This window comes from Burkholderia mayonis (genome assembly GCF_001523745.2).
Classification (GTDB): Bacteria; Pseudomonadota; Gammaproteobacteria; order Burkholderiales; family Burkholderiaceae; genus Burkholderia; species Burkholderia mayonis.
Genome location: NZ_CP013386.1, coordinates 496,456 through 510,941 on the forward strand (window position 1 = coordinate 496,456; position 14,486 = coordinate 510,941).

At 67.2% G+C, this 14,486-nt stretch carries 15 protein-coding genes; 5 read left to right on the top strand and 10 right to left on the bottom strand.

The window, feature by feature from the left end:
- Positions 1–29: 29 nt before the first annotated feature.
- Entirely contained in the window at positions 30–233 is a 204-nt protein-coding gene (locus WS70_RS02540) for a cold-shock protein (protein WP_010106722.1), read from the bottom strand.
- Positions 234–665: 432 nt separating this feature from the next.
- On the opposite strand from WS70_RS02540, the gene WS70_RS02550 reads away from it, so the two are divergent.
- Positions 666–2,264 carry an APC family permease gene (locus WS70_RS02550; RefSeq protein ID WP_059598321.1) on the top strand — a complete coding sequence of 533 codons (1,599 nt, stop codon included), beginning with the start codon at positions 666–668 and terminating at the stop codon, positions 2,262–2,264.
- A 364-nt stretch (positions 2,265–2,628) separates the two neighbouring features.
- On the opposite strand, the gene WS70_RS02555 is transcribed toward WS70_RS02550, so the two are convergent.
- The 7 genes from WS70_RS02555 to WS70_RS02585 all read right to left on the bottom strand — a co-directional run bounded on the left by WS70_RS02555 (position 2,629) and on the right by WS70_RS02585 (position 8,226).
- Positions 2,629–3,417, bottom strand: coding sequence for a DODA-type extradiol aromatic ring-opening family dioxygenase (locus WS70_RS02555; protein ID WP_059470002.1), 789 nt, complete (start codon positions 3,415–3,417; stop codon positions 2,629–2,631).
- Between the two features lie 228 nt (positions 3,418–3,645).
- Positions 3,646–4,242 carry a UbiX family flavin prenyltransferase gene (locus WS70_RS02560; protein WP_059470001.1) on the bottom strand — a complete coding sequence of 199 codons (597 nt, stop codon included), beginning with the start codon at positions 4,240–4,242 and terminating at the stop codon, positions 3,646–3,648.
- A 13-nt stretch (positions 4,243–4,255) separates the two neighbouring features.
- Positions 4,256–4,564 carry a Grx4 family monothiol glutaredoxin gene (gene grxD / locus WS70_RS02565; RefSeq protein ID WP_010106712.1) on the bottom strand — a complete coding sequence of 103 codons (309 nt, stop codon included), beginning with the start codon at positions 4,562–4,564 and terminating at the stop codon, positions 4,256–4,258.
- Positions 4,565–4,643: 79 nt separating this feature from the next.
- Positions 4,644–5,501 (bottom strand): peptide chain release factor N(5)-glutamine methyltransferase, encoded by an 858-nt coding sequence (gene prmC, locus WS70_RS02570; protein WP_059598320.1) that lies wholly within the window; start codon positions 5,499–5,501, stop codon positions 4,644–4,646.
- A 22-nt stretch (positions 5,502–5,523) separates the two neighbouring features.
- Entirely contained in the window at positions 5,524–6,606 is a 1,083-nt protein-coding gene (prfA, locus tag WS70_RS02575) for a peptide chain release factor 1 (RefSeq protein WP_059469999.1), read from the bottom strand.
- A gap of 66 nt (positions 6,607–6,672) precedes the next feature.
- Positions 6,673–7,971 (bottom strand): glutamyl-tRNA reductase, encoded by a 1,299-nt coding sequence (hemA, locus tag WS70_RS02580; RefSeq protein ID WP_059469998.1) that lies wholly within the window; start codon positions 7,969–7,971, stop codon positions 6,673–6,675.
- Between the two features lie 27 nt (positions 7,972–7,998).
- Complete coding sequence (locus WS70_RS02585) at positions 7,999–8,226, bottom strand: glutamyl-tRNA reductase (protein ID WP_226382803.1); 228 nt, start codon at positions 8,224–8,226, stop codon at positions 7,999–8,001.
- A 281-nt stretch (positions 8,227–8,507) separates the two neighbouring features.
- Here WS70_RS02585 and WS70_RS02595 point away from each other — a divergent pair, with 281 nt between their 5' ends.
- The 4 genes from WS70_RS02595 (at position 8,508) to WS70_RS02610 (ending at position 11,856) form a co-directional block, all read left to right on the top strand.
- Positions 8,508–8,762, top strand: a complete 255-nt coding sequence (locus WS70_RS02595; RefSeq protein WP_059469997.1) for a hypothetical protein — start codon at positions 8,508–8,510, stop codon at positions 8,760–8,762.
- Between the two features lie 18 nt (positions 8,763–8,780).
- Positions 8,781–10,595, top strand: a complete 1,815-nt coding sequence (locus WS70_RS02600) for an aminopeptidase P family protein (RefSeq protein WP_059598319.1) — start codon at positions 8,781–8,783, stop codon at positions 10,593–10,595.
- Positions 10,596–10,684: 89 nt separating this feature from the next.
- Positions 10,685–11,236, top strand: a complete 552-nt coding sequence (locus WS70_RS02605) for an isochorismatase family protein (RefSeq protein ID WP_059598318.1) — start codon at positions 10,685–10,687, stop codon at positions 11,234–11,236.
- Entirely contained in the window at positions 11,233–11,856 is a 624-nt protein-coding gene (locus WS70_RS02610) for an HAD family hydrolase (RefSeq protein WP_059598317.1), read from the top strand. Before WS70_RS02605 ends, WS70_RS02610 begins: the two co-directional genes overlap by 4 nt.
- A gap of 276 nt (positions 11,857–12,132) precedes the next feature.
- Here WS70_RS02610 and ettA read toward each other — a convergent pair whose 3' ends face one another.
- Both ettA and WS70_RS02625 read right to left on the bottom strand, forming a co-directional pair.
- A complete protein-coding gene (gene ettA / locus WS70_RS02620; RefSeq protein ID WP_059469992.1) occupies positions 12,133–13,800 on the bottom strand; it encodes an energy-dependent translational throttle protein EttA in 1,668 nt (555 codons plus the stop codon).
- A 306-nt stretch (positions 13,801–14,106) separates the two neighbouring features.
- Positions 14,107–14,409 carry a DUF3761 domain-containing protein gene (locus WS70_RS02625; RefSeq protein WP_059469991.1) on the bottom strand — a complete coding sequence of 101 codons (303 nt, stop codon included), beginning with the start codon at positions 14,407–14,409 and terminating at the stop codon, positions 14,107–14,109.
- Positions 14,410–14,486 lie beyond the last annotated feature (77 nt).

Consider the following 14,486-nt stretch of genomic DNA (forward strand, 5'->3'; position numbering starts at 1 on the left):
TTACTGTGCTGCGAAATCTCGCGCTGCGCTTACAGCGGCTTGATGTTCGCTGCTTGCAGACCCTTCGGGCCGGTCTTCACTTCGAACTCGACCTTCTGGTTCTCTTGCAGCGTCTTGAAGCCTTCGCTGCGGATTTCCGAGAAATGCGCGAAGAGGTCTTCACCGCCGCCTTCCGGGGTGATGAAACCAAAACCCTTAGCGTCGTTGAACCACTTGACGGTGCCGGTTGCCATAACTTGTTCCTAAAAATGTAAAACAGGGCCAAAGCCCGGGGAGCGCATGAAAATCAAGGAAGGGGGTAATGGGACCAACCGGAGTACCGTTGATGGGCGAACTACGAAAGTACCTATTCACTCGCCGCTTGAAATCCTGCTCGACCGTTTATACGACTATTCGATTCGACGGTCAATCGTATTCGAACAAATCTCAGGGTTAATGCTGAGGCAACCAATTATTAGAGCTTACAAAGCTTGCTATTGTCATCAAATTTTTGTAGGGGTCGATCGATTTTTGCGTTCATTCCGTGGTGCAACCGTTAAACTACGCGCCGCGCGGATGGGTTGCTCCCGATCGGACAACCTGTCCCCCAAGAATGCATGTGCGGTGCCGTCCGGCTCGATCCTCGACGGCGTGCCGACCTTGCTTTTTGAGACATAGGAGAGGTTGTGAAGAGTTCTATTCAACGGAACATCGGTCCGTTCGCCTTGATGCTGACCGGGCTGGGTTCGATCATCGGGTCGGGCTGGCTGTTCGGCGCATGGAAAGCCGCCAAGATCGCCGGACCCGCCGCCATCTGCGCGTGGATCATCGGCGCGGTCGTGATTCTCGCCATTGCGCTGACGTATGCCGAACTCGGCGCGATGTTCCCCGAATCGGGCGGCATGGTCCGCTATGCGCGCTACTCGCACGGCTCGCTCGTCGGCTTCATCAGCGCGTGGGCGAACTGGATCGCGATCGTCTCGGTGATTCCGATCGAGGCGGAGGCGTCGATCCAGTACATGAGCACCTGGCCCTACGCGTGGGCGCACGCGCTCTTCGTCAGCGGCGAGCTCACGACACCCGGTCTTCTGCTGTCGGCGGTCCTCGTCGTCATCTACTTTCTGCTCAATTATTGGGGTGTGAAGCTCTTCGCGCGCGCAAACACCACCATCACCATCTTCAAGTTCCTGATTCCCGGCCTTACGATCGCAGGCCTGATGCTGTCGAGCTTCCATAGCGAAAACCTCGGCACCGCGTCGAACGCGAGCTTTGCGCCGTATGGCTGGTCGGCCGTGCTGACCGCGGTCGCGACGAGCGGCATCGTGTTCGCGTTCAACGGTTTCCAGAGCCCCGTGAACCTCGCCGGCGAAGCGCGCAATCCGTCGCGCAGCGTGCCGTTCGCGGTGATTTCGTCGATCCTGATCGCGCTCGTGATCTACGTGTTGCTGCAAGTCGCCTACATCGGCGCGGTGAATCCGGCCGACGTCGCGAAGGGCTGGGTGCACTTCAACTTCGCTTCGCCGTTCGCGGAACTCGCGATCGCACTGAACCTGAACTGGCTCGCGATCCTGCTGTACGTTGACGCGTTCGTGAGCCCGAGCGGCACCGGCACGACCTACATGGCGACGACGACCCGCATGATCTACGCGATGGAGCGCAACAACACGATGCCGAAGATGTTCGGCAATGTGCACCCGCTCTACGGCGTGCCGCGCCAGGCGATGTGGTTCAACCTGCTGGTTTCGTTCGTCTTCCTGTTCTTCTTCCGCGGCTGGAGCTCGCTCGCGGCGGTGATCTCGGTCGCGACCGTGATCTCGTACCTGACGGGCCCGATCAGCCTGATGGCGCTGCGCCGCGCGGCGACGGACCTCGAGCGTCCGCTGTCGATTCCGGGCATGAAGCTGATCGCGCCGTTCGCGTTCGTGTGCGCGTCGCTGATCCTGTACTGGGCGAAGTGGCCGCTGACGGGCGAGATCATCCTGCTGATGGTCGTCGCGCTGCCTGTCTACTTCTACTTCCAGGCGAAGTCCGGCTGGGGCGGCTGGGGGCGCGACCTGAAGGCCGCGTGGTGGCTCGTCGCGTACCTGCCGACGATGGCCGTGCTGTCGCTCATCGGCAGCAAGGAGTTCGGCGGCCGCAACCTGCTGCCGTACGGCTGGGACATGCTGGTCGTCGCGGTGATCTCGCTCGTGTTCTATTACTGGGGCGTGAATGCCGGTTATCGCACCGAATATCTCGACGAGCGCGAGTCGCGCGACGAGATCCTCGAAGGGATCGGCGCGTAATCGCACGGCCCGTCGCCGACGATCGGCGGCGACGGGCGTCGAAGCTCGAAGACAAAGCCCGCCTGGGAAATCCCGGGCGGGCTTTGTCGTTTTGGGGCGGTCGGAGCGTGGCGTGTCGGCCTGCGGGCTCGGACGGGTGGCCCGGGCCGCGTGCGGCCGCTCGGGTCAAGCGCGTCGTCCGCGTCGGCATGCTGTTGCTTGCGGTGCTGGGGCTGGATGCCCTGAGTGCGTGCCCATGGCGCTCCCGATGATCAGCAGTGGCGGCGAGGGCTGCTGCTGCCAGAGCGAAGCCTGCGCAGTGCGTCGAGGCCGGATGCCGAAGCCCTGGAAGCGCCGGAATGCCGAAGCCGCGGCTCAGCGCGCGTCAGGCCGCCGAGTCGAATACATAGTTCGTCATCGCGAGCACGCGCTGGTACGTGCCGAGCGACTGGATGCGCAGCCGGTAGTCGTCGTCGGCCGCGCCGAGCGCCGCGAAGATGGGCAACAGGTGCTCGTCGGTCGGATGCATCAGCACCGCGTGCGGCGCTTGGCGGCGATAGTCGAGCAGCGCATCGACGTCGCGCGCGGCGAGCTTTTCCTCGAACCAGCCGGTGAATTCGGCGACGCGCGGGTCCGCGTCCTCGGGCGCGGCCGAGAAGTCCGCCGCGCGCAGGTTGTGCGTGATCTGACCCGAGCCGATCACCATCACGCCTTCGTCGCGCAGCGACCGCAGCGCACGACCGACGCGGAAATGGTGCGTCGCGTCGGCGCGCGGCTGGATCGACAACTGCGCGACCGGCACGTCGGCGTCCGGGAACATCAGCAGCATCGGCACCCACGCGCCGTGATCGAGCCCGTGCGGCGTGGCTGCCATCTCGATGCCCGCATCGCCGAGCAGCGCGGCCGCGCGGGCCGCGACGTCGGGCGCGCCGGGCGCCGGATAGCGGATCTCATAGAGCGCGCGCGGAAAGCCGTAGAAATCGTGGATCGTGTCGGGCCGTTCGGCGGTGCTGACGACGGGCTGATGCGTGAGCCAATGCGCGGACAGCATCAGCACCGCGCGCGGGCGGGGCAGCTCGCCGCCGAGCACGGTGAACGCGCCGGACGGCAGCGTCGGATCGATCGGCAGCGTCGGCGCGCCGTGCGACAGATAGAGGGACGGAAGGCGGTTCATGATGATCGGGACTTCTGGGAAGTGACATTGCCTACGACTATAGGCTCGTACCGATCATTGATAAATGCGAAGAACGGATTTGATTGTGTCGACGATGTTATTAATTGCGTGGGTGCGACGACGCGGCAACAATGGGCGGCTGGTCGCGATTACGCGGGGCGACGCGCGACTCGCGCGCGATCGACTGCCGACGGAGAAACGGCCGCCATGCCGGTTTCGCCGTCGGCGTCAGCCATGCTCGCGCAGCCCTTGCCACGGGGTGGTGCGTGGCGCGCCGAGCGCGAACATGTCGAGCGCGCGTGCGACCGTATGGTCGACCATCTCGTCGATCGATTTCGGCATGGCGTAGAACGCGGGCATCGGCGGAAAGATCACGCCGCCCATCTCGGTGACGGCCGTCATGTTGCGCAGATGCGCGAGGTTGAACGGCGTTTCGCGCACGAGCAGCACGAGCCGGCGGCGCTCCTTCAGCGTGACGTCCGCAGCGCGGGTGATCAGGTTGTCGGATAGGCCGTGCGCGATGCTCGCGAGCGTTTTCATCGAGCATGGCGCGACGATCATGCCGTCCGTCGCGAACGAGCCGGACGCGATGCTCGCGCCGACGTCGCGCACCGAATGGACGACGTCGGCGCGCGCCAGCATGTCGTCCTTCGACAGTTGCAGTTCGTGCTGGAGGTTGAGCCAGCCGGCGCTCGAGATCAGCAGGTGCGTCTCGACGCCGCCCGACGCGCGCAGCATGTCGAGCATGCGCACCCCGTAGATCGCGCCGGTGGCGCCCGTGATCGCGACGATCAGGCGCCGCGGCGGCGCCGGACGAGGCTCCATCGGGATGGGCGGATCAGGCGGTGAAGAGCTGCTGCAATTCGCCCGACTGGTACATCTCCATCATGATGTCCGAGCCGCCGACGAATTCGCCCTTCACATAGAGCTGCGGGATCGTCGGCCAGTTCGAGAATTCCTTGATGCCCTGGCGGATTTCTTCGTCCTCGAGCACGTTGACCGTCTTGAACTGGTCGACGCCGCACGCCTTCAGCACCTGCACGGCGCGGCCCGAAAAGCCGCACATCGGGAATTGCGCCGTGCCTTTCATGAAGAGCACGACCTGGTTTTCGTCGACGATTTGCTTGATGCGTTGTTGGGTATCCATGACTGACCTTGCTGTAGCTGGGCGTTAGAAAAGAAATGATACTGGATTTCACCTGGGCCGGCGGGCGCCGCCCGCGGCGTCAGCCGGGCAGGCGGCCGCCCGTCGCGCGCTCGATCGATGCGAGATCCGTGAGCGACTCGACGCCGGCGAAGCCCGCTGCCTCGAGGAGCGCGCGGACGCCGGTCGCCTGATCGTAGCCGTGTTCGATCCACAGCGCGCCGTCCGGCGCGAGGAACGCATGCGCGCCCGCAACGATCGCGCGGATCGCGGCGAGCCCGTCATCCTCGTCGGTGAGCGCGCCGCGCGGCTCGAAGCGCAGATCGCCTTCGGCGAGGTGCGGATCGTGCCGCGCAATGTACGGCGGGTTGCTGACGATCGCATGAAAGCGCAGGCCGGCATCGAGCGCCGCGTACCAGTCGCTTTCGAGAAACCGCAGCGGGCCGCCCGGGCGCGCCGGAGCGAGCAGCTTGCGCGCGTTGCGGCGCGCGACGTCGAGTGCGGCCGGCGACCGGTCGAGCGCCCACACGCGCGCGTCGGGCCGTTCGGACGCGATCGACACCGCGATCGCGCCGCTGCCCGTGCCGAGATCGAGCACGCACGGCGAGGCGATTCCGTCGACCGCGTCGAGCACCGTCTCGACGAGCAGCTCCGTCTCCGGCCGCGGGATCAGCACGTCCGGCGTGATCTCGAATTCGAGGCCGAAGAACTCGCGCGCGCCCGTGAGCTGCGCGACCGGCTCGCCCGCCGCGCGGCGCGCCTCGAGCGCGAGGTAGCGCTCGACCGCGGTGGCGTCGAGCGGCTCGTCGGCGCGCGTGATCAGTTGCGTGCGAGTCCAGCCGAGCGCGTGCGCGAGCAGGATCCGCGCGTCGACCGCGTCGAGCGGGGACGCGCGCAGCAAGTCGGCGGCGGTGGCGGGCGTGGGCCTCGTCGTGCTCATCGTGCGCGATTTCCGGACGACGTCACTCGGCGTCGCCGAGCGACGCGAGCAGTTCGGCCTGATGCTCGCTGACGAGCGCGGCGATCAGTTCGTCGAGATCGCCGTCCATGATCTGCTCGAGCTTGTACAGCGTCAGGTTGATCCGGTGATCGGTCATCCGGCCCTGCGGGAAGTTGTACGTGCGGATCCGCTCGGAGCGGTCGCCCGAGCCGATCAGGCTCTTGCGGGTCGCCGCTTCCTTCGCGTGCTGCTCGTGATACTGCTTGTCCTTGATCCGCGCGGCGAGCACCTTCAGCGCGCGGTCCTTGTTCTTGTGCTGCGAGCGGTCGTCCTGGCATTCGACGACGATTCCCGTCGGGATGTGCGTGACGCGCACCGCCGAATCGGTCTTGTTGATGTGCTGGCCGCCCGCGCCGGATGCGCGGAACGTGTCGATCCGCAAGTCGGCCGGGTTGATCTCGATTTCGCCGATCTCGTCGGCTTCCGGCATCACCGCGACCGTGCACGCGGACGTGTGGATGCGGCCCTGCGTCTCGGTCGCGGGCACGCGCTGCACGCGGTGCCCGCCCGATTCGAACTTCAGGCGCGAGTACGCGCCATAGCCCGCGATCCGCACGATCACTTCCTTGTAGCCGCCGAGATCCGACGGGCTCTCCGACATCATCTCGACCTGCCAGCGCTGCCGCTCCGCGTAGCGCAGGTACATCCGGAGGAGATCGCCCGCGAAGAGCGCCGATTCGTCGCCGCCCGTGCCCGCGCGGATTTCGACGAAGATGTTGCGGTCGTCGTTCGGGTCCTTCGGCAGCAGCATCGTCTGCAGCTCGGCCGCGAGGCGGCCCATTCGCTCGCGCGCGCCGCGCAGCTCGTCTTCAGCGAAGTCGCGCATCGACGCGTCGCCGAGCAGCTCCTGCGCGGCGAGCTCGTCGGCGCGCGCCTGGCGCCACTGCGCGTAGTGCTCGACGACGGGGCCGATTTCCGCGTGTTCGCGCGTCAGCTTGCGGTACTGGTCGAGATCCGCGGTGACGTTCTCGCGGCTCAACAGGTCGTTCAGTTCGGCCAGCCGGGTTGTGAGCTGGTCGAGCTTGCTTTGCATGCTCGTCTTCATGGTGCGGAGCGACGCTCCCAGGGAAGAAATCGAAAAGGGAAGGGGGGGACGGACAGGCAGGCGCCGCTAACGGCCCGACGAGTCCGACGAGCGCGGCGCGTGCTGATAGAAGCCGCGCATCAGTTCGATCAACGAATCGCGGTCGGCGCCGTTCGCGCGGTTGAGCGCGCTCGTCGGGCCGTGGATCAGCTTGTTGGTGAGCGCCTGCGACAGCGCGTCGAGCACGGCGGCCGGATCGTCGCCGCGCGCGAGCATCTTTTGGGCGCGCTCGACTTCCGCGCGGCGCAGCGCGTCGGCCTGCGTGTGCATGTGACGGATCACGGGCACGATGCTGCGCGCGTCGAGCCACTGCATGAAGTTCTGCACGCGCGTCTCGATGATCGCCTCGGCTTGCGCGACGGCTGCCTGCCGCGACGCATTGCCTTCGCGGACGATCGCGCCGAGATCGTCGACCGTGTAGAGGAACACGTCCTTCAACTCGCCGACTTCGGGCTCGATGTCGCGCGGCACGGCCAGGTCGACCATGAAGATCGGGCGATGGCGGCGCGCCTTCACCGCGCGCTCGACGGCGCCCAGGCCGATGATCGGCAGCGTCGACGCGGTGCACGACACGATGATGTCGAACTCGTGCATCCGCGCGGGCAAGTCGGAGAGCGGCATCGCGCGGCCGCCGAAGCGCTCGGCGAGCTTCGCTCCGCGCTCGGCGGTGCGGTTCGCGACGACGAGCTCGCGCGGACCTTGCGCGGCGAAGTGCGTCGCGCAGAGTTCGATCATCTCGCCCGCGCCGATGAACAGCACGCGCTGCTGCGCGACCTGTTCGAAGATCCGTTGCGCGAGCCGCACGGCCGCGGCCGCCATCGACACGGACTGCGCGCCGATCTCGGTCGTTCCGCGCACTTCCTTCGCGACCGCGAACGTGCGCTGGAACAGCTGGTTCAGATAGGTGCCGAGCGAGCCCGCCTCGGACGCGGTGCGCACCGCGTGCTTCATCTGGCCGAGGATCTGCGTTTCGCCGAGCACCATCGAATCGAGTCCCGACGCGACGCGGAACGCGTGGCGCACCGCCTCGGACTGCGGCAGCGCGTAGACGTGCGGCGCGAGCTCGTCGGCGGGAATGCGGTGATAGTCGGACATCCAGCGGATCGCGGCGTCGCGGGCCGCGCGATCGTCGGTCGCGCAGTACAGCTCGGTGCGGTTGCAGGTCGACAGGATCGCCGCTTCGGGCGAGTTCGGCGCCGGATGGCCGAGGAGGACGCTCTTGAACGTCGCGAGTGCAGGCTTGATCTGTTCGAGCGGAAACGCCACGCGTTCGCGCAAGGCGACAGGCGCAGTGTGGTGATTGATTCCGATCGTGAGGAGCTGCATGTCGAGGGGCTATCGTTTAGTCCCATATTATAGCGTTTTGACGACGAAGCCATGGCCGATGCGCACGGCGGCCCGTGTTCGCGGCTGGCGCCGCCGCGCGCCGTCGTCGCGCTTGCCCGCATGCCCGGCGAACCGTGCCGGACGCGCTTTGCCGGGGCGGCGGCTGCGCCGCGCGCATTCGAAAACGTGCGCCGTTGCGACGAACCGTCTGCCGGGCGCGACGGCATGCCGCGCCTTTTTGAGAAGCAATGTCAAAACGGTGCGAAAATGATCAGTTGTGAAACGGGGGCGCGCCGGCGGCGACGGCGCGCGGCGGGGGAGCGAGCGGCTCGGCGCGTCGACGCCGCTGCAACGAGCGATGCCGCGGCTATGCCTGATCGCATCGGACGTTGCTTCGTCGTCGTGCCGGGCGGTCGTCCGCGCGGCGGGAAGCCGGCTCGTGAACCGCCGCACCGGTCATGAATTGTGTGATGAATGGCGCTCGCTGCGCGCCGTTCGTGCCGACAGGACGAGTCCGACAGTAGAAGAGGCGTTGAATGAACTGGTTTGGAATCGTCGTGCTGGGCTTTGCCGTCGGCTTGCTCGGCTGGGCGCTCAATCCGCTGCGCAGCCTGAGCCGCGCGTCGCTGTGGCTCGCCGTCGCGGCGGGCGTGCTCGGCGCGGCGGCCGCGAAGATGGCCGGCAATGTCACTGGTCTCTTTTACGATGGCGAGACGCTCGAATGGCCGGTTTGTACGGCCGCCGCGCTTCTGGCCGTTGCCGTGACGGTGGGCCTGTCGGCCCGCCGCTGAACGTTTGCAGGTGAAATCATGAATGCCCGACTCCCCGATCCGTCGCCCGTGCCGGCGCGTCTTGCCCTGCTGCGCGGCGCGATGGCGCGCGAGGATCTGGCCGCCTACGTGGTGCCGTCCGCCGATCCCCACTTGTCCGAATATTTGCCCGAGCGCTGGCAGGCGCGGCAATGGCTGTCGGGCTTCACCGGCTCGGTCGGCACGCTCGTCGTGAGCGCCGATTTCGCGGGCCTCTGGGTCGACAGCCGCTATTGGGTGCAGGCCGAAGCGCAGCTCGCGGGCACCGGCGTCGAGCTGATGAAGATGATGGGCGGCCAGCAGACGCAGCCGCACGTCGAATGGCTCGCCCGGCACGTGCCTCCGGGCACGACGGTCGGCGTCGACGGCGCGGTGCTCGGCGTCGCGGCGGCGCGCGCGCTGACGGCGGCGCTCACGCCGCGCGGCATCGTGCTGCGCACCGATCTCGATCTGCTCGACGCGATCTGGCCGCAGCGTCCGTCGCTGCCCGCCGACGCGGTCTTCGAGCACGCGGCGCCGCAGGCCGATACAGCGCGCGAGGGCAAGCTCGAGCAGGTGCGCCGCGCGATGCAGGAGCAGGGCGCGCAGTGGCACTTCGTGTCGACGCTCGACGATCTCGCGTGGCTCTTCAATCTGCGCGGCGCCGACGTCAACTACAACCCGGTGTTCGTCGCGCATGCGCTCGTCGGCCTCGAGCGCGCGACGCTCTTCACCGCCGACGGCAAGGTGTCGACCGAGCTCGCGACGTCGCTCGCGCGAGACGGCGTCGACGTGAAGCCATACGACGCCGCGGCTGCGGCGCTCGCCGCGCTGCCGGAAGGCGCGGGGCTGCTGATCGATCCGCGCCGTGTCACGTACGGGCTGCTGCAGGCGGTGCCGCAGCAGGTGCGCGTGATCGAGGCGGTGAATCCGTCGACGTTCGCGAAGTCGCGCAAGACGCCCGCCGAGATCGAGCACGTGCGCGCGACGATGGAGCTCGACGGCGCGGCGCTCGCCGAGTTTTTCGCGTGGTTCGAAGGCGCGCTCGGCCACGAGACGATCACCGAACTGACGATCGACGAAAAGCTGACCGCCGTGCGCGCGCGCCGGCCGGGCTACGTATCGCCGAGCTTCGCGACGATCGCGGGCTTCAACGCGAACGGCGCGATGCCGCACTACCGTGCGACGCGCGCCGCGCACGCGACGATCGAAGGCGACGGCCTGTTGCTGATCGATTCGGGCGGCCAGTATCTGAGCGGGACGACCGACATCACGCGGGTCGTGCCGGTCGGCGCGATCGACGATGCGCACCGGCGCGACTTCACGATCGTGCTGAAGGCGATGATGGCGCTGTCGCGCGCGCGCTTTCCGCGCGGCATTCGCTCGCCGATGCTCGACGCGATCGCGCGCGCGCCGATGTGGCGGGCCGGGCTCGACTACGGACACGGGACGGGGCACGGCGTCGGCTATTTCCTGAACGTCCATGAAGGGCCGCAGGTGATCTCGCACTACGCGCCCGCCGAGCCGTACACGGCGATGGAAGAGGGGATGATCACGTCGATCGAGCCGGGCGTGTACCGGCCGGGCAAGTGGGGCGTGCGAATCGAGAACCTCGTCGTGAACCGCGCGGCGGGACAGACCGAGTTCGGCGACTTCCTCGAATTCGAGACGCTGACGCTTTGCCCGATCGACACGCGTTGCGTGCTGCCCGCGCTCCTCGACGACGAAGAACGCGCGTGGCTCGATGCGTATCATGCGACGGTGCGCGAGCGGGTCGGCAAGCATCTGTCGGGCGATGCGAAAGCATGGCTCGACGCGCGCACGCAGCCGATCTGACACGCGGCTCCGGTCGCCGGCCGGCGAATCGGCAACAGGCAAGCGGCAACCGGCACGAACGATCGAACGATAAGAACGGAGGGCGACGGATGGCGAACGTAGCGGTGATCGTGGTCGACATGCAGCGCGGGCTGCTGCAGCGGGCGACGCCCGCGCATCGGCTGGACGAGGTCGTCGCGGGCATCAACCGATTGACGGCGGCGGCGCGCGCGGCCGGCGCGCCCGTGTGCTTCGTGCAGCACGACGGCGACGCGGAGGACGACGTCGTGCCCAACACGCCCGGTTGGCACCTGCATGCGGACCTCGTCTGCGCCGACGCCGACTGGCGGATCCGCAAGCGCGAAAGCGATTCGTTCCACGACACGCCGCTCGCCGCGCAACTCGACGCGCACGGAATCGACGCCGTGGTGATCTGCGGCTATGCGTCGGAATTTTGCGTCGATTCGGCGGCGCGCCGCGCGGCGCTCCTCGGCTATCGGACGACGGTCGTCTCCGATCTGCATACGACGAACGACCGCCCGCACCTGAGCGCGGCGCAAGTCGTCGCGCATCACAATTTCATTTGGACCCACTGCACGCTCTCGGGCAACGGCGTCGCACCGCGGCCGCTCGAAGACGTGCTCGCGGCGGAGTTCGCATGACCATCAAGGCAGTCGTGTTCGATTTCGGCGGGGTGCTGATCGACTGGAGCCCCGAGTATCTGTACAAGCGGCTGATTCCGGACGAGATCGGGCGGCGCTGGTTTCTCACGCACGTGTGCGGGATGGACTGGGTGGTGAAGCAGGACGGCGGACAGACGATCGAAGAGGCGACCGCGGAGCGCATCGCGGCGTTTCCCGAGCACGAGGCGCTGATCCGCGCGTTCTACGCGCGCTGGCACGAGATGGTCGGCGGCGAGATCGAAGGCGGCGCGGCGCTCGTCGACAAGCTCGACGCGCACGGCGTGCCGCTCTTCGGCCTTACGAACTGGTCCGCCCAGACGTTTCCGTACGCGTGGGAGAATTTTCCGGTGCTGCGCCGCTTCAAGGACATCGTCGTGTCGGGGCGCGTGAAGCTCGTGAAGCCCGATCCGGCGATCTACCGAGAGATGCGCGCGCGGATCGATCCGCATCTGCCGGGCGTCGCGCCGCACGAGCTCGTCTTCATCGACGACAACGCGAAGAACGCGGCGGCCGCGGCCGCGCTCGGCTGGCACGGGATTCATCACACGAGCGCCGATGCGACCGAGACGCGGTTGCGCGAGCTGGGCGTGTTCGGTTGACGATGCGGTGTGGTGCTGCATCGCCGCCGTCTTCGCGCGAACGCGTTGGTGGCGCGTCGGCGAAGTTCATGAAAAAAGCGGGCATGTCGCCCGCTTTTTGTTTCGCGCCGCGCACGGCGCAGGTCATGCATCGTGCGCGGCAGCCGTCGCCGCGGCCGATCGCCGATCGTAGATCGCGCGTACCGCCGCCGCTCGCGCGACGCCGATTCCGGCGAACGGCGAACGACGAACGACGAACGACGAACGGCGAACCGCGAACGAATCCGCGGCCGGCCGTTACCGGCTGATCGGCTTGTAGCGCAGACGCTTCGGCTTCGCCGCTTCCTCGCCGAGGCGCGCGCGTTTGTCGGCTTCGTACTCCTGGTAGTTGCCGTCGAAGAACACGGCCTGCGAATCGCCTTCGAACGCGAGGATGTGCGTCGCGATCCGGTCGAGGAACCAGCGGTCGTGCGAGATCACCATCACCGAGCCCGCGAATTCGAGCAGCGCGTCTTCGAGCGCACGCAGCGTTTCGACGTCGAGATCGTTCGACGGCTCGTCGAGCAGCAGCACGTTGCCGCCCGCGATCAGCGTCTTCGCGAGATGCAGGCGGCCGCGCTCGCCGCCCGACAGGTTGCCGACGTTCTTCTGCTGGTCGCCGCCCTTGAAATTGAAGCGGCCGATGTACGCGCGCGACGGCGTCTCGTACTTGCCGACCGTCAGCACGTCCGCGCCGCCCGAGATCTCTTCGAACACGGTCTTGCTGCCGTCGAGCGCGTCGCGGCTCTGGTCGACGTACGCGAGCTTCACCGTCGGACCCTGCACGATCTCGCCCGAGTCCGGCTGCTCCTTGCCCGTCAGCATCCGGAACAGCGTCGACTTGCCCGCGCCGTTCGGCCCGATGATGCCGACGATCGCGCCCGCCGGAATCTTGAAGTTCAGGTTGTCGATCAGCAGGCGATCGCCGTACGCCTTGCTGACGTTCTTGAACTCGATCACTTCATTGCCGAGGCGGTCGCCGACCGGGATGAAGATTTCCTGCGTCTCGTTGCGCTTCTGGTATTCCTGGCTGTTCAGTTCCTCGAAGCGCGCGATACGCGCCTTCGACTTCGCCTGGCGGCCCTTCGGGTTCTGGCGCACCCACTCCAGTTCCTTCTTGATCGCCTTCTGGCGCGCCGATTCCGACGCTTCTTCCTGCTTCAGGCGCTCTTCCTTCTGGTCGAGCCAGCTGCTGTAGTTGCCCTTCCACGGAATGCCGTGGCCGCGGTCGAGTTCGAGAATCCACTCGGCCGCGTTGTCGAGGAAGTAGCGATCGTGCGTGACCGCGACGACGGTGCCCGGGAAGCGCACCAGGAACTGCTCGAGCCAGTCGACCGATTCGGCGTCGAGGTGGTTGGTCGGCTCGTCGAGCAGCAGCATGTCGGGCTTCTCGAGCAGCAGCTTGCACAGCGCGACGCGGCGCTTTTCGCCGCCGGACAGGTGCTCGATCTTCGCGTCCCACGACGGCAGGCGCAGCGCGTCGGCGGCCACTTCGAGCTGTTGCTCGGGGCTGCCGCCGTCACTCGAAGCGAGGATCGCTTCGTACTTCGCCTGCTCGGCGGCGAGGGCGTCGAAGTCGGCGTCCGGCTCGGCATACGCCGCGTAGATTTCTTCAAGCTTCTTGTTGGCCTGGAACAGGTCGCCGAGACCTTCCTCGACGGCTTCGCGCACCGTCTTCTGCGGATCGAGCTGCGGCTCCTGCGGCAGGTAGCCGATGTTCAGGTTCGGCATCGGCGTCGCTTCGCCTTCGATGTCCTTGTCGACGCCCGCCATGATGCGGATCAGCGTCGACTTGCCCGAGCCGTTCAGACCGAGCACGCCGATCTTCGCGCCGGGAAAAAACGACAGCGAGATGTCCTTCAGGATCTGGCGCTTGGGCGGCACGATCTTGCCGACCCGGTTCATCGTGAAAACGTATTGGGCCATCTGCGTGAATGAAAGAGTGAAAGTTCACGCAGCCGCGCGCCGGCTGGCGGCCGACGGCGGCGACGTGTGCGATTCGGTTCGTGGAAGCGGCCGCGGCGCGTGCCGGTGGCGGCGCCGCGGCTGCGCGGCGCGAACCGCCATTGTACTTCGGCGTGATGCGGGAGCGCGCCGGACAGGCGGCGAATGCGTTTCGGGCGTGCGGCGACATTGTCCGACCGCCTGACTGCCGCGCCGGTTCGCCGTCGCTCGAAACGAAACGCCGCAACTGCAACGTTGCTTCGGCGCCCGTGCCGTTCCGACGGCGCGTCACAGCCAGGCGGCGACGCCGCCGTGCCCCGAGCACGTGCCGCGTCGATGTCGGCTGAAGCTGTACGCGCCGTCGCGGCAGCGGGCCGTCGCGCCTTCGGGGACGCGGCCCGATTTCGAATGCGCGGGCGCGTGCACGCTTTCTCCGTCGCGGTTCCGGTATGTGTCGTGGCGGTCGAGGTCGGCTTCGCCGCCGATGGCGGGCGGGGTCGGCGCGTAGGCGAATGCGGGCGCGAGCGGGAGCGTCGCGAGGGCGAGCGTGACGGCGATGCGCCGCGCCGCGCGGGACAGCGGAAGTAGCATGGTCTCTCTCGATTGTCGTTGTCGGTTTGGCCTGGCGGCAGGATGGCATCTTAACTGCAGCGAAGCGCTGAAGAAAA